Origin of the sequence: Microbispora sp. NPDC049125, assembly GCF_040802045.1 — a bacterium.
Lineage (GTDB): Bacteria > Actinomycetota > Actinomycetes > Streptosporangiales > Streptosporangiaceae > Microbispora.
Genome location: NZ_JBEZDW010000008.1, coordinates 1 through 22938, shown reverse-complemented (window position 1 = coordinate 22938; position 22938 = coordinate 1). Strand labels below are relative to the sequence as shown.

Here is a 22938-nt window from a genome sequence, read left to right as displayed (position 1 = left end):
GATCTTCAATGGACAGCAGCGCCGAAACGCCGGCCGCATCGCCGACGGCAGAGCAGCAGGCAGAGCAGAAGGCGGGGGAGGCCCCAGGGCGGGCCGGGCGGCGGGAATGGTCCGGTCTGGCGGTGCTCGCGCTGCCGACCCTGCTGCTGTCGGTGGACCTGAGCGTGCTGTATCTCGCGCTTCCACACCTGGCCGCCGACCTGGACGCGAGCAGCACCCAGCAACTGTGGATCATCGACGTCTACGGCTTCCTCGTCGCCGGTCTCCTCATCACGATGGGCACCGTCGGCGACCGGATCGGCCGCCGCAAGCTGCTGCTGATCGGGGCGGCCGCCTTCACCGTCGCGTCGGTGTTCGCCGCCTACTCCAGGAGCGCCGAGATGCTGATCGGGGCGAGGGCGGTGCTCGGCATCGCAGGCGCCACCGTCGCGCCCTCCACGCTGGCGTTGATCGGCAACATGTTCCGCGACCCAAGACAGCGCGCCGTCGCCGTCTCGATCTGGATGGCCTGCTTCATGGGCGGCGCCGTTCTCGGCCCGATCGCCGGGGGCGCCCTGCTGGCCACCTTCTGGTGGGGCTCGGTGTTCCTGCTGGCCGTTCCCGTCATGGTGCTCCTGATGGCGACCGCGCCGGCGTTGCTCCCTGAGTACCGCGATCCGGACGCCGGCCGGCTGGACCTGCTCAGCGTCATCATGTCGCTGGCCGGGATCCTTCCGCTCATCTACGGCATCACCGAGCTGGCCAGGGACGGCTGGCGGCCGGTGCCCGTCGCGGCGGTCGCCGCCGGCGTGGTCGTCCTCGCCCTGTTCGTCGCGCGCCAGCGCGGGCTGGCCGACCCGCTGCTCGACCTGGGTCTGTTCGGCATCCGCGTCTACCGCGCCGCGTTCACCCTCAGCCTGCTCGGCGGCGCCGTCCAGGGCGGCAGCCTGTTGCTGATCAACCTGTACCTGCAGACGGTCCTCGGGCTGTCCACCCTCCAGGCCGGGCTCTGGCTGGTGCCCACCGCGCTCGCGATGATCGTCGGCATCATGGTGAGCGGCGGCCTGGCCCAGAAGCTGCGCCCCGGCTCCATCATGGCCGCCGGCCTGCTGCTCTCCGCCGCCGGCTACGCCGTTCTCACGCGGGTGCCGAACTCCGGCGGCCTGTCGACGCTGCTGATCGGCTTCGGCATCGCCATGGCCGGCATGGGCCCCTCCGTCGCCCTCGGCTACGACATGATCCTCGGCGCCGCGCCGCCGGAGAAGGCGGGCTCCGCGTCCGCCATGGTCGAGACGGGCGGCCAGTTCGGCGTCGCCTTCGGCGTCGCGGTCCTCGGCAGCATCGGCGCCGCGGTCTACCGCAACCAGGTGACGGTCCCCGCGGCCCTTCCCGCTGACGCGGCCACCACCGCGCACGAGAGCATCGTCGGCGCCTCCGGCGTCGCCGCGCGGCTCGGCTCACCGGCCGGCGACCAGCTCCTGCAATCCGCGCGTGACGCCTTCACCTCCGGGTTGCACATCTCGGCGCTGGTCAGCGCGCTGCTGTTCGTGGCGCTGGCCACGCTGGCGGCCGTCGCGCTCCGCCATGTCCTACCGGCCGCCCAGCAGGCTCCGGCCGCTCAGAAGGCGCCGGACCAGGGTCTTGCGACGCTGTCCCAGTCATGACGCCGTCTTTCACCGAGCCCTGTTACGGGCGCCGGCTGGAGAGGACGCCACAACCACATCGGAAGGCCGCGATATTCATTCGCGTCTTTCCGTCTCCGCGGCTCAGGCGAACTCCGTGGCTCAGGCGAAGAGTTACGCGCCGCACGAACATAGGCCATGCGTATGCGTCTAGTACGATCGGGCAATGACCGAAATGACCGAAACCGCGCCCGGTTGGCTCAGCCGGGAAGATCTGGAACTGACCCGCGCGCGGATGCCGATCATCTACGTCGACGCGGTGCCGGTGCGAGCCGACGCCTCCGGCGTGGTCACGCATGTCGGCCTGCTGCTGCGGATCGGTTCGGACGGGACGGTCAGCCGTGCCCTCGTCTCCGGGCGCGTCCTCTACAAGGAGCGCGTCCGGGACGCCCTCATGCGCCATCTGGAGAAGGACCTCGGCCCGGTGGCTTTGCCCCACGTCCCGGCCTCTCCGCAGCCGTTCACCATCGCGGAGTACTTCCCGGAGCCGGACGTCACGCCGTACCACGACCCGCGGCAGCACGCGATCTCCCTGGCGTACGTCGTGCCGGTCACGGGGGACTGCCGCCCCCGGCAGGACGCCCTCGACCTGGTCTGGTTCACCCCCGAGGAGGCCGCCTCCCCGATGGTGCAGCAGGAGATGATCGGCGGCCAGGGCGTGCTGCTGAAGCAGGCCCTGGCGTACGTCGGCTGCCTCCCGTGACGCCGATCAGGCGGGCAGGTGGTCGCGCTGATCGTAGGCCACGAGCAGGTAGCCGCCGGTCGTGCGCCGCCAGACGGTGACCGACCCGTTGCCCGCCAGGCCGTCCGCGGAGATGGACAGCACGTCGGCGTCGCCGAGCCGTTCGAGGATCTGACGCAGGAACAGCACGACCGCGTCGTGCGCCACGATCAGCACGCGGCGGTGCCGCCGATCGGCCTCGATGCCGGCCAGGACGCCGCGCATCCGTGCGGCGACGTCGCGGAAGGACTCGCCGCCGGGCGGCCGGTACGCGAGAACGTCCCGGGCCTCCTTCTCGTGCTCCGCGGGGAAGCGCTCCGCGACGGCGGCCGCGGTCAGGCCGGCGAGCTCTCCGCGCTCCCTGTCACGGAGCCGCACGTCGACCCTGTGGCAGGGGAGCGGCCGGCCCGCGTGGCGCAGCTCCCGCTCCGCGAGCATCCAGGTCTGCCGCGCCCGCAGGTACGGCGAGCACCAGACGGCGTCGGGTGCCGTGCCGGCGCCGAGCCCGGCCAGCCACCGGCCGACCGCCGCCGCCTGCCGCCTGCCGAGATCCGTCAGGCCGATCGCCATGTCGTCGGCAGGGACGGCCGCCGTCCCACCGAGCGCGGCGGCGGCGTTGGCGGTGCTCTCGCCGTGCCGCACCGCGTACAGCAGGTCGGCCGGTCCGGCGTCAACGGAGTGCGGGCAGATCGTCACGGTTGCTCCTTCGGGGGGCCCGGTAGCGACTTACCCGGGAACGGGGACCCCCGTACGCCGATTCACCGATCCGGCCGGGCGCGGGCCGGCGACAAAGAGCGGTAAACGGAATCGCTTAATGGATTATCAACCGGTTCTCACGACAAATCGCCATATGGCGGATAAATCAGATGGCGCCGCCGCGCCACTCCAGCAGGAGCACGGTCGCGTCGTCGTGCAGCCGGTTGTCGTGATAATCCAGCACTTTGCGGATCAGGCGGCGCAGCGTCTCGGGGACCGGAAGCCCGGCGGCGTTCTGGCGGATCACGAAGTCCACGAACCGCCGCAGGCCGAACTCCTCCCCGCGGGCGTTGCGCATCTCGGTGATCCCGTCGGTGTACAGCAGGACCCGGTCGCCCGGTTCGAGGTGCGCCTGGCAGAGAGTCACGGGAAGGCCGAGGTCCAGGCCCATGGGGTGGGCCGGCGGGCAGGTCAGCGTGCTGATCCAGCGCCCCCCGCGGATGAGCACAGGGGGGTGGTGGCCGCGGTTCACCCAGGTGAGCACGCCGGTGTCGACGTCGAGCTGCATCATGACGGCGGTGACGAAACGGGTCGCCCTGCCGAACTCCTCGATCAGGACGTCCTCGATCGCCTCGCTGTTGGGGGCGAGCTCCATTCCCTGTCTGCGGTGGTTGCGGCAGGCGGCCACCGCCAGGTTGGCCGACAGCCCGGCCGAGACGTCATGGCCCATCGCGTCGAAGACCGCCACGTGGACGATCCGCCCGCGCACGGAGTAGTCGAAGGCGTCACCGCCGATCTCGTAGGCGGGCTCCATCACCGCGCCGATCGTGACGTCCCGGTCGGCGAAGGTGAGCGGCGGCATGAGGTTCCACTGCATCTCGGCCGCGACGTTCATCCGGGCGGTGCGCACCAGCTTGGCGTAGGAGTCGCTGTAGGCCCTCTTGCTCACGAGGATCAGCGCGACCAGCGAGGCCAGGTGGCGCATGCGCTCGACCACTCCCTCGTCGGCGCCCGGGGCGGCGGTGATCCGCAGCAGCCCCACCCGCTCGGTGCCGTCCAGCAGAGGGACCCACCAGTGCTCGGCCACACCGGCCTCGCTGCTGGCGAGGACGCGCACCTCCTGGAAGGCGCGGCCGGGCAGCGTCCCGTCGATGCGCAGCTCGTCGGCGTCCGGGCCGGGCTCGTCCCCCGGGCCGCCCAGCCGGCGCAGCGTGTTCTGCTGCAGATCCGCCAGGTAGATCTGCACATGCGCGAGCCCCGCGTGGCGGGCGTGCTCCGCGACCAGGCCGGGCACGTCCTCCACCGACGCCAGGTGGCTGGCCTCGAGAAGTTCGACAAGTGTCCGGAGCAGCCCGGTGCCGGCCATCGCGGGATGGTTCCCCTCGGTCACTCGGCCACCTCCAGCCGTCTCCCCGCAGCCCTGCCCTCACAACGATCCTCTACCCACCGCCGTGCGGGGCGCGACAGCGCGGGGCGTGCGCACTCACTCGCCCGCCACGCCGCCTCGATCATGGACAAGCTCCGCCCCCGGTATTCGGGTTGATCGGTCCCCGTCGTCCCCGGCATGCTGCCCTCATGGCGGAACAGTACGGTCTCGCTCCCGAGATTCTGGACTACTACCGCCTGGGCGCGGAGGACGGGCGCCTGCGGACGGGCCGGGGGCGCCTCGAGCTGTGGCGGACGCGGGACATCCTGCGCCGGGTCCTGCCGCCTCCGCCGCTCCGCGTGCTGGACGTGGGCGGGGGCACGGGCGTGCACGCCGAGTGGCTGGCCGCCGACGGCTACGACGTGGAGCTGATCGATCCTGTCCCCGCGCACGTCGAGCGGGCGTCCCTGCTGCCCGGGGTGACGGCCCGCCAAGGGGACGCGCGAGCCCTCGACGCGCCGGACGGCTCCGCCGGGGCGGTCCTGCTGCTCGGCCCGCTCTACCACCTGCCCGAGCGGGCCGACCGCGTCCGCGCGCTCGCCGAGGCGCGCCGCGCCGTACGGCCGGGCGGGATGGTCGTGGCGGCCACCATCAGCAGGTGGGCCGCGGTGCACGACATGATCAGGAAGGGCGTCTACGCCGACGAGACCCTGCGGCGGCTGGCGGACGACTCGGCCCGCGACGGCCTGCTGCGCGCCCACTCCCTGACCGTCTTCACCACCGCCTACTTCCACGACCCCGCCGAGATCACGGGGGAGTTCGCCGACGCGGGCCTGCCGGTCGCCCGGTGCTACACCGTGGAGGGGGTGTTCGGCCTGTACGCGGACGTCGACGAGTGGCTGGACGACCCGGAGCGCAGGCGGCTGCTGCTGGACGCCGCCCGGCGTTCGGAGGAGGAGCCGTCCCTGCTGGGCGCCACGGGCCACATGCTCACCGCGGCCCAGGCGCCCTGACCCGCCGGCGCGCCCCCTCACGTCCGGGAGGCCCCACCGCCTGAGGCTCCGGCGGGTCATCGGTGGCCGGGCTTGATCCAGTCGAAGGTCCGCTCGACGGCGCGCCGCCAGTTGTCGTACTCCTCGTCGCGGCGCGCCGCGTCCATCGCGGGCAGCCACTGGCCGGCGCGGTGCCAGTTGCGCCGCAGCCCCTCCAGGTCGGGCCAGTAGCCGACGGCCAGGCCCGCCGCGTACGCCGCGCCGAGTGACACGGTCTCGGCCACCATCGGCCGCACCACGGGCACGTCGAGCACGTCGGCGATGAACTGCATGAGCAGGTTGTCGGCCGTCATGCCGCCGTCCACTTTGAGCGTGGTGAGCGCCAGCCCGGAGTCGGCGTTCATGGCGTCGACCACCTCGCGGGTCTGCCAGCCCGTCGCCTCCAGCACGGCCCTGGCCATATGCCCTTTGGTGATGTACGAGGTCAGGCCCACGATGATGCCCCGGGCCTCGCTGCGCCAGTGGGGGGCGAACAGCCCGGAGAAGGCGGGCACGATGTAGCAGCCGCCGTTGTCGTCGACCGTGCGGGCCAGCGTCTCGATCTCCGGGGCGGTGCCGATGAGCCCGAGCCCGTCGCGGAACCACTGCACGAGCGCCCCGGTGATCGCGATGGAGCCCTCCAGCGCGTACACAGCCGGCTGGCCGTCGATCTGGTAGCCGACCGTGGTCAGCAGTCCGTGCGTGGAGGCGACCGGCTCGGTGCCGGTGTTGAGCAGCAGGAAGGCGCCGGTGCCGTACGTGCACTTGGCCTCGCCCCGGGCGAAGCAGGTCTGCCCGAACAGCGCGGCCTGCTGGTCTCCGAGGGCCGCCGCGATCCGCACGCCGGGCAGCACCCGCCGCGCCACGCCGTACGCCTGGATGGAGGGACGGATCCGCGGCAGCATGGCGCGGGGCACCCCGAAGAAGCCGAGCAGGACGTCGTCCCAGTCCAGGGTGTGCAGGTTCATCAGCAGCGTGCGGCTGGCGTTGGTGACGTCGGTCATGTGCAGGCCGCCGTCGGGTCCTCCGGTGAGGTTCCAGATGAGCCAGCTCTCCATCGTGCCGAACAGCACCTCGCCGCGCTCGGCCCGCTCACGCACGCCGGGGGTGTGGTCGAGCAGCCACCGGATGGTGGGGGCGGCGAAGTACGTGGCCAGCGGGAGCCCGCAGCGCTCCTTGACCACGTGGGCGTCCGGCCGCCTGGCGAGCTCGTCGACGAGCGTGTCGGCACGGGTGTCCTGCCAGACGACGGCCGGGGCGACCGGTGCGCCGGTGCGCCGGTCCCACAGCACGGTGGTCTCCCGCTGGTTGGCGATGCCGACGGCCGCCACCTGCTCGGGCCCGATCCCCGCTTGGGCCAGCGCCTCGGGGCCGATCCGCTCCAGGTTGCGCCAGATCTCGACGGCGTCGTGCTCCACCCAGCCGGGCCGGGGGAAGTGCTGCTTGTGCTCACGCTGGGTCACCGACACGAGCCGGCCCCCGTGGTCGAACAGGATGCAGCGGGTCGAGGTCGTGCCCTGGTCGATGGACATGACATAACGCTCAGCCACGGTGGCCTACCTCTCGGGTCCAGGCGGGCGGTGGGTGGATCGGGGGTCGCGGGGGAGGGGATCTACCAGCGGGAGGCGCCGAGGTCGCGGGAGACGGCCCGCGCGGCGTCGCGAACGTAGGTCACGAGCTCGGGCCGGGGCCGGCCGGTCGAGTCGCAGATCCGCTCGGTGGCGCCCGAGATGCCGATGGCGCCCACCACAAGCCCCCCGTACCCTCTGATCGGGGCGGCCACCCCCGCCTCCCCGATGGTGCTCTCCTCGACGTCGGCGGCCCAGCCGACCTCGCGTACGGCGGCGAGGGCGCGGGTCAGCTCCTTGGGCGTGCGGATCGTGCGCCGGCTGAACTGCTCCAGCTCGCCGTTCTGGGCGGCGGCCGCCGCGTTGGCGTCGTAGGCGAGCAGCACCTTGCCGAGCGCGGTGGCGTGCATGGGCAGCAGCACGCCGACGTCGAGCGTCTGGAGGCTGTCGTCCGGCCGGAAGACGTGGTGGACGACGAGGACCTTGCCCTGAAGGTGGGTGCCGATCCGCACGGCCTCGCCGCTGCGCGCCGCGAGGGCGTCGGCCCAGTTGATCGCGCGTGACCGCAGCTCGTTGACGTCCAGGTAGCTGGTGCCCAGGTGCAGCAGCGCGGCGCCGAGCTGGTACTTGCCGGTCGCGTCGTCCTGCTCGACGAACCCGACGAGCTGCAGGGTCCGCAGGATGCCGTGGGCGGTGCCGCGGGCCAGCCCGAGCGAGTTGGCGATCTCGCTGAGCCCGAGCCGCCCGGACCCCTGGGCGAGCAGCCGGAGGATCGCGGCGGCACGCTCGATGGACTGGACGGAACCGAGCATGGGCGGGAGCCTAGCGGTGCCGGACGCTGTTCGACAATGCCGACAGTCCGGCCGCCGGGCCCGAGACGATCTTCGGATATTTGGCGCAGAAACCGTCGAACGAGGACGAGCCGGTGGGACGGAGGTCACAGTGCGGAGCCTAGTGCCGGTCCGCGGAGCTGGCCAGTGTTCGACAATGCCGACGATCATTCGTTGACGGACGTCGAAACCAGGCTTAGCGTCCCGGTCAGCTCGGAGGAATTCACAGCCGGAGGGCCTCATCTGTGCGGGCGCGCCGGCCACCTTCCAAGGAGGAGACATGGCGGAACGACGCAGAGGCGGGGAGCTGCTGGGCGAGCTGGCGGCGGAATTCGCGGGGACGCTCGTCCTCATCCTGTTCGGCGTGGGGGTGGTGGCCCAGGTCGCCGCCGGCGGGATCGGAGACCACGACAGCATCGCCTGGGCGTGGGGCCTGGGGGTGGTCCTCGGCGTCTACACGGCGGCCAGGATCAGCGGCGCCCATCTCAATCCGGCGGTGACGGTGGCCCTCGCCGCCTTCAAGGGCTTCTCCTGGCGGAAGGTCGTGCCGTACGCGCTGGCGCAGACGGCGGGTGCGTTCGTCGCCGCCCTGCTGGTGCGCTGGAACTACAGCGAGGTCCTGGCCAAGGTGGACCCCGGGCACACGATCAAGACCCAGGGCGTGTTCTCGACCCTGCCCGGCAACGGCACGCTTCCGGTCACCCAGTGGGGCGCGCTGCGGGACCAGGTCATCGGCACCGCCATCCTCCTGTTCCTCATCCTGGCCATCTCCGACGAGCGCAACTCGGCGCCGCTGGCCAACCTGGCCCCGTTCATCGTGGGCCTGCTGGTCGTGGCGATCGGCATGGCGTGGGGCACCGACGCCGGCTACGCGATCAACCCCGCGCGCGACTTCGGGCCGCGGCTCGCGTCGTTCCTCACCGGGTACGGCACCGCGTTCCGCGACCAGTACGGCGACCTCTACTTCTGGGTGCCGATCATCGGCCCCCTGATCGGCGGTCTCGCTGGCGCGGGGCTCTACCAGGTGCTGGTGGCCCGCTTCCTGCCACGCGAGGATGCACCCGAGCCGGGCCGCACCCCGGAACCCGCGGGCCGGGCCGGCTGACCCGTCCCGTCCGTCCCGTCACCCCCTTCGCAACCCACACGAGAGGCGCAGCAGATGGCTGACTTCGTCGGCGCAGTCGACCAGGGAACGACGAGCACCCGCTTCATGATCTTCGACCACGGCGGCGGCGAGGTCGCCCGCCACCAACTGGAGCACCAGCAGATCCTGCCGCAGGCGGGCTGGGTCGAGCACAACCCCACCGAGATCTGGGAGCGCACCCGGGCCGTGATCGAGACCGGCCTGCGGACGGCCGGGCTGCGCGCCGCAGACCTCGCCGCGCTCGGCATCACCAACCAGCGCGAGACCGCGGTGGTCTGGGACCGCCGCACCGGCCGGCCGTACTACAACGCGATCGTCTGGCAGGACACCAGGACCGACCGCATCGCCTCCGCGCTGGACCGCGACGGGAGGGGCGACGTCATCCGGCGCAAGGCGGGCCTTCCCCCGGCCACCTACTTCTCCGCCGGCAAGGTGCAGTGGATCCTGGAGAACGTCGACGGGGTGCGCGAGGCGGCCGAGCGCGGCGACGCGATCTTCGGCAACACCGACACGTGGCTGCTGTGGAACCTCACCGGCGGCGTCGACGGGGGAGTCCACGTCACCGACCCCACCAACGCCAGCCGCACCATGCTGATGGACCTGGAGACCCTCTCCTGGGACGACGAGCTGCTGTCGTTCTTCGGCATCCCCCGTTCGATGCTGCCCGAGATCAAGCCGTCCTCCAACCCCGACTTCTACGGTGTGACCCGGGCGGGCGGCCCGGTCGGCGGGGAGGTGCCGCTCGCCGGCGACCTCGGCGACCAGCAGGCGGCCACCGTCGGGCAGGTGTGCTTCGAGCCCGGCACCGCCAAGAACACCTACGGAACCGGCAACTTCCTGCTGCTCAACACCGGCACCGAGCTGGTCCGCTCCAAGCACGGGCTGCTGACCACGGTCTGCTACCAGTTCGGCGCGTCCAAGCCCGTCTACGCGCTGGAGGGCTCGATCGCGGTGACCGGCTCGGCGGTGCAGTGGCTGCGCGACCAGCTCGGCATCATCTCCGGCGCCTCCCAGAGCGAGGCGCTGGCCCGGCAGGTGGACGACAACGGGGGCGTCTACTTCGTCCCCGCCTTCTCCGGCCTGTTCGCGCCGTACTGGCGGTCCGACGCGCGCGGCGCCATCGTCGGGCTGTCCCGGTTCAACACCAACGCCCACCTGGCGCGGGCCACGCTGGAGTCGATCTGCTACCAGTCGAAGGACGTCGTCGCGGCGATGGAGCAGGACTCGGGGGTCGTCCTCGACGTGCTCCGCGTGGACGGCGGCGTGACGGCCAACGAGCTGTGCATGCAGATGCAGGCCGACATCCTCGGCGTCCCGGTCTCCCGGCCGGTCGTGGCCGAGACCACCGCGCTCGGCGCCGCGTACGCCGCCGGCCTGGCGGTCGGCTTCTGGAAGTCCACCGACGACCTCAAGCGCAACTGGCAGGAGGACCGGCGCTGGGAGCCGCAGTGGAACGACGAGCAGCGCGAGCGCGGCTACGCCGGCTGGCGCAAGGCCGTCACCCGCACCCTCGACTGGGTCGACGTCGACTGACTGTGCCCTGCCCGCCGATCTTCCCCTGACGAACGAGGAGCTCACCCCTGATGTCCGTACCTTTGGGCCCCGGCAGCCGCGCGGCCGCCCTGCGGAGGCTGGCCGAGCAGGAGTTCGACGTGCTCGTCGTCGGCGGGGGCGTGGTCGGCGCCGGGGCGGCGCTGGACGCGGTCTCCCGCGGCCTGTCCGTCGCCCTGGTGGAGGCCCGCGACCTCGCGGCCGGCACCTCCAGCCGGTCGAGCAAGCTGATCCACGGCGGACTGCGCTACCTGGAACGGCTCGACTTCCGTCTGGTGCGCGAGGCGCTGCGGGAGCGGGGCCTGCTGGTCACCCGGCTGGCCCCGCACCTGGTCACGCCGGTGCCGTTCCTGCTCCCGCTGCGCCACCGCGTGTGGGAGCGCGGCTACGTCGGCGCGGGCGTCCTGCTGTACGACACGCTCGGCGGCGCGCGGGTGCTGCCGCGCCATCGCCAGCTCAGCCTGGGCGGGGCGCTGAGGAAGGCGCCCGGCCTGCGGCGTGACGCCCTGGTCGGCGGCATCCAGTACTACGACGCGCAGGTGGACGACGCCCGGTTCACCATGATGCTCGCCCGTACGGCCGCCGAGTACGGCGCGAGCGTCACCACCCGGACCCGGGTGACCGGCTTCCTGCGCGACGGCGGGCGGGTGACGGGGGCGCGGGTGCTGGACCTGGAGGACGGCGCCGAGACGGAGGTGCGCGCCCGGCAGGTGGTCAACGCCACCGGCGTGTGGACCGACGAGATCCAGCGTCTGGCCGGGGCCTCCGGCGCGACGGTCAGCGTGCGGGCGTCCAAGGGCGTCCACGTGGTCGTGCCCCGCGAGCGGATCCGGCTGGACACCGGCCTGATCCTGCGCACGGAGAAGAGCGTGCTGTTCGTCATCCCGTGGGGGCCGCACTGGATCGTCGGCACCACCGACACCCCGTGGGACCTCGACAAGGGAGAGCCCGCGCCGACCCGCGCCGACATCGACTACATCCTCGGGCACGTCAACGCGGTGCTGCGCTCGCCGCTCACCCACGACGACATCGAGGGCGTGTACGCCGGGCTGCGCCCGCTGGTGGGCGGGCCGGGTTCCGAGACCGTGAAGCTCTCCCGCGAGCACGCGGTGATCCGGCCCGAACCCGGCCTGGTGATCGTCGCGGGCGGCAAGTACACCACCTACCGGGTGATGGCCGAGGACGCCGTCGACATGGCGGTGACGGGTCTCGGCCAGGCCGTCCCCGCGTCGGTCACCGACCGGGTGCCGATCCTCGGCGCGTCCGGGTTCGAGGCGGTGCGCAACAACCGGCGCCGCCTCGCGGACCGCTCCGGACTGCCGGTCGCGCGGATCGAGCACCTGCTCGGCCGGTACGGCTCCTGCGTCGAGGAGCTGCTCGAGCTCGTCGAGGCCGCCCCGTCCCTCGGCGAGCCGATCCCGGGGGCGGAGGGATACCTCAAGGCCGAGGCGGTGTACGCCGTCTCGCACGAGGGCGCGCTGCACCTGGAGGACGTGATGGTCCGCCGCACCCGGATCTTCATGGAGGAGCGTGACCGGGGCCTCGCCGCGGCCCCCGAGGTCGCCGCGCTCGTGGCACGGGTGCTCGGCTGGGACGCCGCCACCGTCGAGCGGGAGGTCGCCGCCTACCGGGCGAACGTCCAGGCCGACCTGGCCGCGCAGCGTGAGACCGACGACGCCGCCGCCAACGCCGTACGGCTGGCCGCGGTCGCGCGGTCGGCGTAGGACGGCGTAGGACGGCGGACCCCGCTTCGTCACGCGAAAAGAGGATCATGCGGAAGGGGCGTGTGCGGTAGTTTCCTCCCGTGACCGCTGACATGCCACGGCCCGTGGTCCTGGAGGGCGAGACCGTACGGCTGGAGCCTCTCGGGCCCGAGCACGTCGCCGACCTGTTCGAGGCGCACGGCCAGGACGACGAGATCTGGCTGTGGATGCAGATGCCCACGCCGAAGAGCGCCGGCGACCTCGGGGAGGTCGTGGAGGGCATTCTGGCGGACCCCTCGATCACGCCGCTCGCGGTGATGCTCAAGGAGACGGGCCGGGCCGTCGGCTGGACCGCCTACATGGACGCCCCCGGCTTCGACACCAGCGTGGAGATCGGCTGGACCTGGTACGGCCGCCGGTACTGGAGGTCGGCGGTCAACACCGAGTGCAAGCTGCTCCTGCTCACGCACGCCTTCGAGAAGCTCGGCTTCCGGCGGGTCCAGCTCAAGACCGACGTGCGCAACGAACGGTCGCAGGCGGCGATCCGCCGCCTCGGCGCGGAGTACGAGGGGACGCTGCGGCGCCACTGGCCACGCCCGGACGGCACCTTCCGCGACAGCGTCTACTTCGGCATCCTCGACGACGAGTGGCCGCCGATCAAGGAGAGGCTGGTCCAGCGCCTGGCCCGGGGGTGAGCATGCCCTGTCCCCGGGGTGACTTCTCCTCCGGGCGACAGGCTTGCGCCGCAGGTCACAGCGCGGAGGGAGTGCCGGCGGGCGACCGCGCCGCCTAACAGCCCTAAATCTATGTAGGTAATGTAGGTTTTTGGCTATCATGGCCGCATGGGAGCATTGCTCGACCTCGTGCAACTGCGAACTTTCGTGGCGATCGCCGAGTGCGGCGGCTTCGGCCGGGCCGCCTCGGCCCTGCGCACCAGCCAGCCGACGGTCAGTCAGCACGTCAGGGCGCTGGAGCGGGTCGTCGGGCGGCCGCTGGTGGAGCGGACCGGACGGTCGACCCGCTTCACGGACGCCGGAGAGACCCTGCTCGTGGAGGCCCGGCGGCTGCTGGCCGCGCACGAGCAGGCGATGTGCCGGCTCGGCGCCGAGCGGCCGCCGGCGCTGACGGTCGGGGTCATCGAGCACGCGGCGTACCAGGTGCTGCCCGACCTGCTCGGGGCGCTGGTGTCGGCACTGCCTGACCGGGACGTGGTGTTCCGGCTCGACCGCAGCACGACGCTCGCCGACGCCGCGCTGCGGGGCGCGCTCGACATGGCGCTGATCCTCGGCGTGGTGCCCAACATCGGAGGCGTCCAGGTCGCCGCGATGCCGCTGCGGTGGCTGGCGGCGCCCGGCTGGTTGCTGCCGCCGGCCGATGGGCCGGTGCCGCTGGTCGCCTTCCAGGAGCCGTGCGCCCTGCGGCGGCAGGCCGTGCGGACGCTGGAGGGGCTCGGCTGGTCGGTGCGGATCACCACCGAGGCGACCAACCTGGAGGGCGTGCTGGCCGCCGCCCGCGCCGGGCTCGGCCTGGCGCTGCTGCCCACGGCGTACGGCGTCCCCCAGGGCCTGGAGGAGCTTCACTGCCTGCCGCCCCAGGGGGCGATCGGGCTTCGCCTGATCAGCAGGCAGGGGCTCGACGCGGCCGTCGAGACGGGGGCGGCGGAGGCCCTGCGGCGGTTCTTCTCGCCGGTCACGGATTTCCCCGGGCCGCTCGCCGAACGGGTTCCCATAGGCAATTCGAATTGACACTCATAAGAGAAATGAATTGGTCGCCCGACGGCATGACAATGGCGCAAAGAATGGCGCTGAATCCGTTGACGGGCACAGATGACTATGGTGTGATCTAGGCGCGGATCGAGCAGGTGGACCCGTGGAAAACGGGATCATCTTTTCGTGATTCACGTTCGGATATTTCTCGGAAAGGCGATTCCCTCCGGCGTGCCCCGCGGAGGCGCGGACGTCGCGGGGGCGCGCCCCCGGCCGTCGCGGTCCACCCCGGCCCCCGTGCCACCGAGCCCCGTGCCGCAAGCCCGTGCCGCAAGCCCGTGCGACAGAGTCCGTGCGACAGAAGAAGGTCCCGCCGATGTCATTGAGCGACGACACAGCCACCAGGGTCGACGACCGGCCCGTCAGCAGGCGGCGCGGCCTGCGCTCCAGACGTCCGCTCGCCGCGGTCGCGGCGCTCGCGGTGGTGATCGCGGTCGTCGCCGCGTTCCTGGTCGCCTCGGCACGGGGCGGCGACGACAGGTCCGGGCGGTCGCCTGGCGGCGGGCCGGTCGCCGGCGGCAGGCTCACCTACGCCGTCGCCGGCACCCAGGTGTCGCTGGACCCCGCCGTGGCCGCCACCGCGGTGACCGGGCTGATCGACCGCAACGTCTTCGACTCCCTCGTGGTGCAGACCGGACCGGACGCGTTCGGCCCCTGGCTCGCCACGAAGTGGGAGGTCTCGAACGGCGGCCGGACGTACACCTTCACCCTGCGCGAGGGCGTGACCTTCCACGACGGCACGCCGTTCACGGCCCAGGCGGTGAAGGCCACCCTCGACCACGTCGTGGACCCCGCCACCAAGTCGGCGTACGCGGCCTCGCTGATCGCGCCGTACAAACAGGCGCGGGTGGTGGCGGACCACGTCGTCGAGGTGACGCTCTCACGGCCGTTCACCCCGTTCCTCCAGGCGCTGTCGGTGCCGTACCTGGGCATCCAGAGCCCGGCGGCGCTCACGAAGCCCGTCGCGGACTACCGCCCGGTCGGGACCGGCCCGTTCTCGTACGTCTCCTGGGAGAAGGACAAGCGGGTCACGCTGAGGAAGAACCCGCGCTACGCCTCGCCGCCGGCGGGGGCGTCCCACCAGGGCGCGCCCTACCTCGACGACCTGGTCTTCGAATTCGTCTCCGAGGACGCGACCCGATACGGCGCGCTCACCAGCGGCCAGGCGCAGGGAATCGCCGGCGTCCCGCCCCTGAACGCGGCACGGCTCAAATCCCTCACCGGTTTCGCCTTCAGTGCCCAGGAAACGCCAGGGCTGAATTACAACCTCTATTTGAACCAGACCCGGGGGCCGCTGAAGGACGTGCGGGTGCGGCGGGCGCTGTCGGCGTCGATAAACGTCGACCAGCTCGTGAAGAGCATCTATTTCGGCCTCTTTCCGACGGCGCGCAACCCGCTGAGCCGGACGACCGCCGCCTATGACGCCTCGGCCGAGAGCGACCTCGCGTCCTACGACCCCGCCGAGGCCGAGCGACTGCTGGACGAGGCGGGCTGGACCGCCAGGGACGGGAACGGCTACCGCGTCAAGGACGGTAAGACGCTCACCCTCACCTGGCCGTACTGGGCCGAGGGCAACAAGGAGCAGCGCGACGTCCTCGCCGAGGGGATCCAGGCTCAGGCCAAGCTCGCCGGCATCAAGATCGACCGGCCGGCGGTGGACACCGGGGCGTTCGTGAGCAAGTACCTGATCGGCGGCGCCTACGACCTGGTGGACGTGAGCTTCGCCCGGCCGACGCCCGACGTCCTGCGCTTCGCGTTCGCCTCCGGCAACACCTATGCCAAGGCCGGCGGCAACGTCGCCCTGGTCAGGTCGCCGCAGATCGACAAGTGGGTCGAGGAGGCCGCGGAGACGTCCGACCCGGCGACCTCGAAGAGCGACTACTCCTCCGTCCAGCGCGAGGTGCTCCGCCAGGCGTACGTGGTGCCCCTCTACACGCCCGTCCAGCTGACCGCCTTCTCGGCGAAGGTGCGCGGCGTCGCCTTCGACGCGCAGACCTACCCCGTCTTCCACGGCGCCTGGCTGGGGGGCTGATCCCGATGCCGCCGCTGGCGCGCTGGCTGTCCCGCAGGCTGGCGCTCACCCTGATCGCCCTGTGGGGCGCCGCGACCCTGGCCTTCGCCGGCATGCGGCTGGTGCCCGGCGATCCCGCCCGCGTCATCGCGGGCGGGGTGCAGGCCAACGCCACACCGCAGGTGCTCGACGCCATCCGCGAGCAGTACGGCCTGGGGGAGCCGGTCGTCGTGCAGTACGCCGTCTTCGCCGGGCGGCTCCTGCGGGGCGACCTCGGCGGCTCCTACCAGCTCAACCAGCCCGTGAGCGGGGTGATCCTCGATCAGCTCGGGCCCACCGTGGCCCTCGCGGCGGGCGCCGCCGCCCTCGGCTTCTCACTGGCCGTCGCGGTCGCCCTGCTGACGGCCGGCCGGCCGAGGGCGCGGGCCGTCACCCGGGTGCTGGAGTTCGGGTCGATCTCCACGCCCAACTTCTGGATCGGCGTCCTGCTGCTGGCGGCGTTCTCGTTCCACCTGCACTGGTTCCCCGTGATCGGGGACGGCGGCCTGTCCGCGCTCGTGCTGCCGTGCGTCGCGCTCGCGCTGCCGATCGCGGGCGTGCTGGCCCAGGTGACCAGGGAGGGGCTGGAACGCGCGCTCGACCAGCCGTTCGCCCTGACGGCCCGCGCGAGGGGCGCCACGGAGAACCGCATCCGGCTGCGCCACGCGCTCCGGCACGCCGCGCTGCCGGTGCTCACGCTGTCGGGCTGGGCGCTGGGGGAGCTGCTGGCCGGCGCGGTGGTCGTCGAGACGGTCTTCGCCCGGCAGGGCCTGGGGCACGTCGTCGTGACGGCCGTCCGCGGCCGGGACTTCCCCGTCGTGACGGGCGTGGTCGTGCTCTCGGCGCTGACGTTCTCGCTGATCAACACCGCACTCGACCTCCTCTACCGGTTCGTCGATCCCCGCATGCGCGAGGCGGCCTCATGACGGCTCGCAAAAGCCCCGTGACCGCTCGGGAGGCGGGCCTCATGACCGGCCGCGTGATCAGGTGCGTGACCGGGCGAGGAGCGGCCGTCGGCCGGGAGGCGGGCCGGTGACCGCGCCCACCGCCGTGCCGTACGACCCGGTCCGCGCGGCCGAGGTCCGCGCGCGGGCGCCGCGCCACGGCCTCCCCCGGCCGGGCGTGCTCCTCGCCGTCGCGTTCTTCACGCTGGTGTGCGCCGCCGCGGCCTTCCCCGGCCTGTTCGCCCACGCGCCCGACCAGGTCGACCCGGCCGCCGCGCTGCTCGGACCCCGGGCCGGGCACCCGTTCGGGACCGACCAGCTGGGCCGGGACGTGTTCGCCCGGGTCGTGTACGGCGCGCGGCCCTCGCTGCTGGTCGGGGCCGGATCGACGCTGCTGGCCGGCGTGGCCGGATCGGCCTGGGGGCTCCTCGGGGCGCTCGGCGGCCGGGTGGTGGGCGAGGTGGCCATGCGGGCGGCCGACGTGCTGCTGTCGTTCCCCGGCATCCTGATGGCCCTGCTCGTCGTGGCCGTCCTGGGGCCGGGCACCCGCAACGCCCTCCTCGCGATCACCCTGGCCCTCGCGCCCGGCTTCGCCCGCGTCGTACGTGTCCAGGCCATGGTCGTGCGCGGCTCCCCGTACGTCCGGGCGGCGGTGAACCTTGGGCTGACACCGGCGCGGATCCTGGTCAGGCACATCGTGCCCAACGTCGTCGCGCCCCTGCTGATCCTCGCGACGATCAACGTCGGCACCGCCATCATCGCGGGGGCCTCGCTGAGCTTCCTCGGGCTGGGGCCGCAACCCCCCGACCCCGAGTGGGGGGCGATGCTGGCGCAGGCCCGCGACTACCTCGACGCCGCCTGGACGCTCGCCCTCTTCCCGGGCGCCGCGATCACCCTCACCGTCATGTCGGCGACGGTCGCCGGGCGTGCCCTCCAGGCCCGCTACGAGGGGCGGGACAGCCGATGAGCGACCCGCTCGTGCAGGTGGCGGGCCTGTCGGTGGACTTCGTGACCCGCCACGGCGTGGTTCACGCCGTCCGCGACGTCGGCCTGACGGTCCGCCAGGGGGAGTGCCTGGCCGTCGTCGGAGAATCGGGGTCGGGCAAGAGCGTCACCGCCCGCGCGCTGCTCGGCCTGGCCGGCGCGACCGCCCGGGTGCGTGCCGGGACCCTGAGCTTCGAGGGACGCGACCTGCGTGGACTCGGGACGCGCGAGTGGCGCCGCCTGCGCGGCCGGCGCATCGGATACGTCCTGCAGGACGCGCTGACCTCCCTCGACCCGCTCCGCAGGGTGGGGGACGAGGTCGCCGAGCCGCTGGAGGTCCACGGCCTGGCGACCCGCGACGACCTGGACGACCAGGTCATCGGCCTGCTGGCGGAGGCGGGCATCCCCGACCCGGAGGCGCGCTACCTGCAGTTCCCCCACGAGCTGTCGGGCGGCCTGCGGCAGCGGGCGCTGATCGCCTCGGCCATCGCGGCCCGGCCGTCGCTGCTGATCGCCGACGAGCCGACCACGGCCCTCGACGTGACCGTCCAGGCCCAGGTGCTCGACCTGCTCGACGCCAGGAGGCGGGCGGGCACGGCGGTGCTGCTCATCAGCCACGACCTGGCCGTGGTGGCCCGGCTGGCCGACCGCGTCTCCATCCTCTACGCCGGGCTGGTGGTGGAGGAGGGCCCCGCGGAGGACCTCCTGTCGTCGCCCGCTCATCCGTACGCCGCCGAGTTGCTCGCCGCCGTGCCCAGTGTGGACGGCCCGGTGCTGGAGCCGGGCGCGCTCCGCCCCGCTCCCGCCGCCGAGCCCGGCTGCCCGTACGCGTCCCGCTGCGCGCTGGCGGACGACCGGTGCCGGGCCGAGCTGCCGCCCCTGGTGTCGTACGCGGTGCCGTACGGGCCGGGGCGGGCCGTCCGGTGCTTCCATCCGGGGGAGGACCCGCCGCGCCCGGCGGCCCGTCGGGGAGCCGCTCCCGTGAGGGGGCCGGAGCGCGCGGTCGTCTCGGTGCGGGGCGTCACGAAACGGTTCCGCTCATCCGGCGGCGCCTGGCGAACGGCGGTGGACGGCGTGTCGTTCGAGCTGCGCGAGGGCGAGGCGCTCGGGCTCGTGGGCGAGTCCGGATCCGGCAAGAGCACCACGGCCAGAATCGTGCTGGCCGAGATCGCACCGGACGCCGGGGAGGTGCTGCTGGACGGCGAGGCGTGGAGCGGCCTGCGCGAGCGGCGGCGCCGCCTCCGCCGCTCCCGCGTCCAGCTCGTGGACCAGGATCCGCTGAGCTCGTTCGACCCCCGTTTCACGGTCGAGCGGGTCATCGGGGAGGCGCTGCCCCGCGGGACGCCCGCCGTGCGTGACCGCGTCGCCGAGCTGCTCGGCGAGGTGGGGCTCGGCCCCGAGATCCTGCGGCGGCTGCCCGCGCAGCTGTCCGGCGGCCAGCGGCAGCGGGTGGCGATCGCCCGCGCCCTCGCCCCCGGCCCCGAGGTGATCGTCTGCGACGAGCCGGTGTCGGCGCTCGACGTCACCGTCCAGGCGCGGATCCTCGCCCTGCTCTCCCGGCTGCGCCGTGAGTCGGGGGTGTCGCTGCTGTTCATCTCGCACGACGTGGGGGTCGTCCGCCAGGTCTGCGACCGGGTCGCCGTGATGAAGGACGGGGCCCTGGTCGAGATCGGCGACGTCGAGACCGTCCTCGGCGCCCCTCGCGCCCCCTACACCAGAGCGCTGCTCGCCGCCGTGCCCCGGATCGGCGTGCCCCGGATCGACGTGTCCCGGATCGACGCGGGCGGGCGAGCCGTCGACGCAGAACCCGCCATGGACCTGAAAGGCCCGACATGACCTCACCCACCTCTCCCGCCGCCCCTCGCGCCGCCGTCGTCACCGGCGCGGGATCGGGCATCGGCAGGGCGACCGCCGAGCTGTTCGCGGAGCGCGGCGTCGCCGTCCTCGCCGTGGACTACGACGAGCACGGCCTCAAGGAGCTCTCCCGGCTCGACGGGGTGGTGACCCTCGCCGGCGACGTGTCGCTGGAGGAGACCAACCAGGCGGCGGTCGCGCTGGCCGTCCGGGAGTTCGGACGGCTCGACGCCGTCGTGCTCAACGCCGGGATCGGCGGCACCCGGCCGTGGGAGGCGCCGGGAGCCGTCGAGGCGGCCGACCGGATCTTCGCGGTGAACCTCCGCGGCCCCATCCTCGGGATCCGCGCCGCCGCCCCCGCCCTGCGCGCCGCCGGCGGCGGCTCCATCGTGGTCACCGCCTCCGTCGCCGGCCTGCGGGCCGACCCGGGCAACTGGGCGTACAACGCCTCGAAGGGCGCCCTGATCAACCTGGTCAGGGGGGCCGCCATCGACCACGCGCCCGACGGCATCCGGGTGAACGCCCTGGCCCCCGGTCTGACGTGGACGCGCATCAACGCCGGCGTCCGGCAGGACCCGGTGCTCACCGCCGAGATCGAGCGGCGCGTGCCGCTTCAGCGGTTCGCCGAGCCGCGTGAGCAGGCCGAGGCCGTGTGGTTCCTCGCCTCACCCGCCGCGTCGTACGTCACCGGGACCGCCCTGGTCGTGGACGGCGGCCTGGACGCCAGCCTCGGCATCCTCCCGCTGCCGCAGATACGCGGCTGACGAGGCCTCCATCCATCCGACGAACGAGAAAGGACTGCCGATGAGCACGACCGAGACCAACCGCGCGGTGGCCAAGCGCTTCTACGAGGAGGCCGTCTCCCAAGGACGCCTCGAGGTCCTGGACGAGATCATCGCCGACGACGCGACGGACGCGGCAGGCCCGGCCGGCGGCAACCTGGGCCGCGCCGGATTCGTGCAGCACATCACGTGGCTGCGGTCGGCGGTCGAGGGCGTGACAGCCACCGTGACCGACACGATCGCCGAGGACGACCGGGTCGTCGTGTACTGGACCATCGAGGGAGTCCAGCGCGGCGAGGTCTTCGGCGCCCCGCCGAGCGGCCGCCGTTTCGCCGGGCAGAGCATCAGCACGATCCGGTTCCGTGACGGCAGGATCGTGGAGTACGAGGTCCTTCCCGACCGGCTCGGCATCGTGCAGCAGCTCATCGCCTGACGGCGTTCCCGCGCCCGGGCCCCTGCCGGGGCCCGGGCGCCTCTGCGTGCGGGGGACGCTGAGGAGGGTCGGGTGAGGCGGGTCAGGTGAGGGGCGGCGGGAGCAGGCCCGTGCTCGCGGTCAGGCCGCCGTCCACGGGGAGCGTCACCCCAGTGATGTACGACGCCGCAGGCGAGGCGAGGAACCAGATGGCCTCGGCCTGCTCGTGTGGCCGGGCCCAGCGGCCCATCGGGATCCGCCGGGTCAGCTCCGCCTCCAGATCCGGGTCGTCGCGGTGCACCGCCGTACGAGGGGTGTCGGTCAGGCCGGGCGCCACCGCGTTGATCCGGATGCCCTGCCGCGCGTGGTCGATCGCCGTCCCCCGGACCAGGTTCACCACGGCGGCCTTCGTCGCGTTGTAGGCCCAGACCCCCGGATCGCCGGCCAGGCCCGAGACGGACGCCGTCAGCACGATCGCGCCGCCGCCCCGCGCACGTAGCGCAGGCGCGGCGGCCCGGATCCCCAGCACCGGGCCGCGCAGGTTGACGGCCACCATCCGGTCGAAACGCTCGATCGCGCCGGGCGCGTCCAAGGGAGGCGTGCCGCCGATGCCGGCGTTGAGCACGACCACGTCGAGCCTGCCGAACTCCCGGACGGCCAGCGCGACCGCGGCCTCGTTGACGGGCTCCTCGGAGACGTCTCCCACCAGCGGGACGAGGCCGTCGGAGCCATCAGGGCAGACGGGTACGGCCACGTCCACCGCGACGACGCCGTACCCGCGCTCCGCGAACAGCAGCGCGGCGGCCCGGCCGATCCCGGCCGCCGCGCCGGTGACGATCACGGCGGGCCGTGTCACCCGGCCGTCCGCTCGATCCAGGACCGCACGGCCTGCGCCGTGCTGCCCGAGTGCTCCTCCAGCGTCGAGAAGTGGTCCCCCGGGATGTCCACCGCCTCGTGCCCGACGGGCCAGTACGCCCGCCAGTCCGTACGGCCGTCGGGGTCGACCGTGGTGCCGCGCAGGGGCTCGGTCGCCCGCAGCAGCAGGATCGGGGTCTCGACGGGCTTCGGCTGCCAGCCGATGAACAGCCGGTTGTAGACGCCCATCGTCGTGAGCCTGTCGTCGTGCAGGGTCATGTCGAACCGGTCGATGCGCTCCAGCATCCCGCCGATCATGGCGCCCTGCCACCAGCCCATGTCGTCCCGGGTGGCGGCGTCGATCGGGTAGCTGTCGATCAGCGCCAGCCCGGCGGGGGCGAGCCCCTGCTCCTCCAGCGCCACGGCGACCGCGTGCGCGACGCAGCCGCCCATCGAGCGGCCGACGACCACGAACGGCTCGTCGTCCCGGACCACGCACCGCAGGCCCTCGACGTTCATCTGGATCAGGGTCTCCAGCGAGTCGGGCAGCGCGTCGTCCTCTCCCTCGGTGAAGCCCGGGGACGGCACGACGTACACGTTGCGGTCGTCGCGGAACGCCTGGCCGAAGCGCGAGTACTCATGCGGGCCGGAGATCGCGCTCAGCGCGGGGAAGCACACCAGCGACACCCGTCCAGGCCCGGTCGCGAGCGTGATCGGTGCCGGCGCGTGCCGGGCCCGCTCCGAGGCGGGGAAGCTGCCGCGCGCGTGGGAGGCCGCCACCAGCAGCATCGCCGCCTCGTCGTGCTTGCCCGTGTCGTGCATCCGCCGGTGCAGCACCGCGAGGCCGCCCCCGCCCGGCCCTCCGGGCGCCGTACGCGGAGCCTCCCGCCCGCCCGCGGCCGCAGGCAGTTCGCGGTCGAGGTAGGTGGCGATGGCGTGGGGGGTGGGGTGGTCGAAGGTGAGGGTGGCGGGGAGGCGGAGTGTGGTGGTGGTGGTGAGGTGGTTGCGTAGTTCGATGGA

The 22938-nt window shown here is 73.0% G+C and carries 20 protein-coding genes; 14 read left to right on the top strand and 6 right to left on the bottom strand.

The annotated features are described in order from the left end of the window. Nucleotides 1-8: 8 nt before the first annotated feature. Both AB0B72_RS12055 and AB0B72_RS12050 read left to right on the top strand, forming a co-directional pair. Nucleotides 9-1643 carry an MFS transporter gene (locus tag AB0B72_RS12055; protein ID WP_367738636.1) on the top strand — a complete coding sequence of 545 codons (1635 nt, stop codon included), beginning with the start codon at nt 9-11 and terminating at the stop codon, nt 1641-1643. Nucleotides 1644-1827: 184 nt separating this feature from the next. Continuing rightward, nucleotides 1828-2364 carry an NUDIX hydrolase family protein gene (locus tag AB0B72_RS12050; protein WP_367738635.1) on the top strand — a complete coding sequence of 179 codons (537 nt, stop codon included), beginning with the start codon at nt 1828-1830 and terminating at the stop codon, nt 2362-2364. 6 nt (nt 2365-2370) lie between these two features. Here AB0B72_RS12050 and AB0B72_RS12045 read toward each other — a convergent pair whose 3' ends face one another. Both AB0B72_RS12045 and AB0B72_RS12040 read right to left on the bottom strand, forming a co-directional pair. After that, a complete protein-coding gene (locus AB0B72_RS12045; RefSeq protein WP_367738634.1) occupies nt 2371-3078 on the bottom strand; it encodes a histidine phosphatase family protein in 708 nt (235 codons plus the stop codon). A 166-nt stretch (nt 3079-3244) separates the two neighbouring features. Further along, complete coding sequence (locus AB0B72_RS12040) at nt 3245-4468, bottom strand: PP2C family protein-serine/threonine phosphatase (RefSeq protein WP_367738633.1); 1224 nt, start codon at nt 4466-4468, stop codon at nt 3245-3247. 185 nt (nt 4469-4653) lie between these two features. Between AB0B72_RS12040 and AB0B72_RS12035 the strand changes: the two genes are divergently transcribed. Next, nucleotides 4654-5457 (top strand): class I SAM-dependent methyltransferase, encoded by an 804-nt coding sequence (locus AB0B72_RS12035; RefSeq protein WP_367738632.1) that lies wholly within the window; start codon nt 4654-4656, stop codon nt 5455-5457. 56 nt (nt 5458-5513) lie between these two features. On the opposite strand, the gene glpK (AB0B72_RS12030) is transcribed toward AB0B72_RS12035, so the two are convergent. Both glpK (AB0B72_RS12030) and AB0B72_RS12025 read right to left on the bottom strand, forming a co-directional pair. Next, nucleotides 5514-7025 carry a glycerol kinase GlpK gene (gene glpK, locus AB0B72_RS12030; protein WP_367738631.1) on the bottom strand — a complete coding sequence of 504 codons (1512 nt, stop codon included), beginning with the start codon at nt 7023-7025 and terminating at the stop codon, nt 5514-5516. Between the two features lie 62 nt (nt 7026-7087). Beyond that, a complete protein-coding gene (locus tag AB0B72_RS12025) occupies nt 7088-7855 on the bottom strand; it encodes an IclR family transcriptional regulator (RefSeq protein WP_367738630.1) in 768 nt (255 codons plus the stop codon). A 298-nt stretch (nt 7856-8153) separates the two neighbouring features. On the opposite strand from AB0B72_RS12025, the gene AB0B72_RS12020 reads away from it, so the two are divergent. The 11 genes from AB0B72_RS12020 (at nt 8154) to AB0B72_RS11970 (ending at nt 21084) form a co-directional block, all read left to right on the top strand. Beyond that, nucleotides 8154-8978, top strand: coding sequence for an MIP/aquaporin family protein (locus AB0B72_RS12020; RefSeq protein ID WP_367738629.1), 825 nt, complete (start codon nt 8154-8156; stop codon nt 8976-8978). A gap of 54 nt (nt 8979-9032) precedes the next feature. Then, the gene (gene glpK, locus AB0B72_RS12015) at nt 9033-10550 is read left to right on the top strand and encodes a glycerol kinase GlpK (RefSeq protein ID WP_367738628.1); all 1518 of its coding nucleotides are present in this window, start codon (nt 9033-9035) and stop codon (nt 10548-10550) included. Nucleotides 10551-10600: 50 nt separating this feature from the next. Continuing rightward, complete coding sequence (locus AB0B72_RS12010; protein WP_367738627.1) at nt 10601-12292, top strand: glycerol-3-phosphate dehydrogenase/oxidase; 1692 nt, start codon at nt 10601-10603, stop codon at nt 12290-12292. 80 nt (nt 12293-12372) lie between these two features. Then, a complete protein-coding gene (locus AB0B72_RS12005; RefSeq protein ID WP_367738626.1) occupies nt 12373-12966 on the top strand; it encodes a GNAT family N-acetyltransferase in 594 nt (197 codons plus the stop codon). Nucleotides 12967-13113: 147 nt separating this feature from the next. Next, nucleotides 13114-14016, top strand: coding sequence for a LysR family transcriptional regulator (locus AB0B72_RS12000; protein ID WP_367738625.1), 903 nt, complete (start codon nt 13114-13116; stop codon nt 14014-14016). Nucleotides 14017-14353: 337 nt separating this feature from the next. Next, complete coding sequence (locus tag AB0B72_RS11995) at nt 14354-16069, top strand: ABC transporter substrate-binding protein (RefSeq protein ID WP_367738624.1); 1716 nt, start codon at nt 14354-14356, stop codon at nt 16067-16069. A 5-nt stretch (nt 16070-16074) separates the two neighbouring features. Continuing rightward, nucleotides 16075-17013: an ABC transporter permease gene (locus tag AB0B72_RS11990; RefSeq protein WP_367738623.1), complete on the top strand. Its 939-nt coding sequence runs from the start codon at nt 16075-16077 to the stop codon at nt 17011-17013. A gap of 106 nt (nt 17014-17119) precedes the next feature. Continuing rightward, nucleotides 17120-17998: an ABC transporter permease gene (locus AB0B72_RS11985; protein WP_367738622.1), complete on the top strand. Its 879-nt coding sequence runs from the start codon at nt 17120-17122 to the stop codon at nt 17996-17998. Next, a complete protein-coding gene (locus AB0B72_RS11980; RefSeq protein WP_367738621.1) occupies nt 17995-19851 on the top strand; it encodes a dipeptide ABC transporter ATP-binding protein in 1857 nt (618 codons plus the stop codon). The genes AB0B72_RS11985 and AB0B72_RS11980 overlap by 4 nt, the downstream gene beginning before the upstream one ends. Continuing rightward, nucleotides 19848-20633, top strand: a complete 786-nt coding sequence (locus AB0B72_RS11975) for an SDR family NAD(P)-dependent oxidoreductase (RefSeq protein WP_367738620.1) — start codon at nt 19848-19850, stop codon at nt 20631-20633. The genes AB0B72_RS11980 and AB0B72_RS11975 overlap by 4 nt, the downstream gene beginning before the upstream one ends. 40 nt (nt 20634-20673) lie before the next feature. Then, nucleotides 20674-21084: an ester cyclase gene (locus tag AB0B72_RS11970; RefSeq protein ID WP_367738619.1), complete on the top strand. Its 411-nt coding sequence runs from the start codon at nt 20674-20676 to the stop codon at nt 21082-21084. An 82-nt stretch (nt 21085-21166) separates the two neighbouring features. Here the strand turns inward: AB0B72_RS11970 and AB0B72_RS11965 are convergent, their stop codons facing one another. Together AB0B72_RS11965 and AB0B72_RS11960 are read right to left on the bottom strand one after the other, a co-directional pair. Continuing rightward, nucleotides 21167-21919 carry an SDR family NAD(P)-dependent oxidoreductase gene (locus AB0B72_RS11965; protein WP_367738618.1) on the bottom strand — a complete coding sequence of 251 codons (753 nt, stop codon included), beginning with the start codon at nt 21917-21919 and terminating at the stop codon, nt 21167-21169. After that, nucleotides 21916-22938, bottom strand: a 1023-nt coding sequence (locus AB0B72_RS11960) for an alpha/beta fold hydrolase (protein WP_367738617.1), incomplete at its 5' end; no start/stop codon positions are given. The genes AB0B72_RS11960 and AB0B72_RS11965, both read right to left, overlap by 4 nt.

What these genes read in the sequence shown, in the direction of transcription:
- AB0B72_RS12050 (WP_367738635.1), top strand. Translation starts at nt 1,828, where the DNA reads ATGACCGAAATGACCGAAACCGCGCCCGGTTGGCTCAGCCGGGAAGAT.
- AB0B72_RS12025 (WP_367738630.1), bottom strand. Translation starts at nt 7,855, where the DNA reads ATGCTCGGTTCCGTCCAGTCCATCGAGCGTGCCGCCGCGATCCTCCGG.
- AB0B72_RS12010 (WP_367738627.1), top strand. Translation starts at nt 10,601, where the DNA reads ATGTCCGTACCTTTGGGCCCCGGCAGCCGCGCGGCCGCCCTGCGGAGG.
- AB0B72_RS12035 (WP_367738632.1), top strand. Translation starts at nt 4,654, where the DNA reads ATGGCGGAACAGTACGGTCTCGCTCCCGAGATTCTGGACTACTACCGC.
- AB0B72_RS11975 (WP_367738620.1), top strand. Translation starts at nt 19,848, where the DNA reads ATGACCTCACCCACCTCTCCCGCCGCCCCTCGCGCCGCCGTCGTCACC.
- AB0B72_RS11990 (WP_367738623.1), top strand. Translation starts at nt 16,075, where the DNA reads ATGCCGCCGCTGGCGCGCTGGCTGTCCCGCAGGCTGGCGCTCACCCTG.
- AB0B72_RS11980 (WP_367738621.1), top strand. Translation starts at nt 17,995, where the DNA reads ATGAGCGACCCGCTCGTGCAGGTGGCGGGCCTGTCGGTGGACTTCGTG.
- AB0B72_RS11970 (WP_367738619.1), top strand. Translation starts at nt 20,674, where the DNA reads ATGAGCACGACCGAGACCAACCGCGCGGTGGCCAAGCGCTTCTACGAG.
- glpK (WP_367738628.1), top strand. Translation starts at nt 9,033, where the DNA reads ATGGCTGACTTCGTCGGCGCAGTCGACCAGGGAACGACGAGCACCCGC.
- AB0B72_RS12000 (WP_367738625.1), top strand. Translation starts at nt 13,114, where the DNA reads ATGGGAGCATTGCTCGACCTCGTGCAACTGCGAACTTTCGTGGCGATC.
- AB0B72_RS12020 (WP_367738629.1), top strand. Translation starts at nt 8,154, where the DNA reads ATGGCGGAACGACGCAGAGGCGGGGAGCTGCTGGGCGAGCTGGCGGCG.
- AB0B72_RS12055 (WP_367738636.1), top strand. Translation starts at nt 9, where the DNA reads ATGGACAGCAGCGCCGAAACGCCGGCCGCATCGCCGACGGCAGAGCAG.
- AB0B72_RS11995 (WP_367738624.1), top strand. Translation starts at nt 14,354, where the DNA reads ATGTCATTGAGCGACGACACAGCCACCAGGGTCGACGACCGGCCCGTC.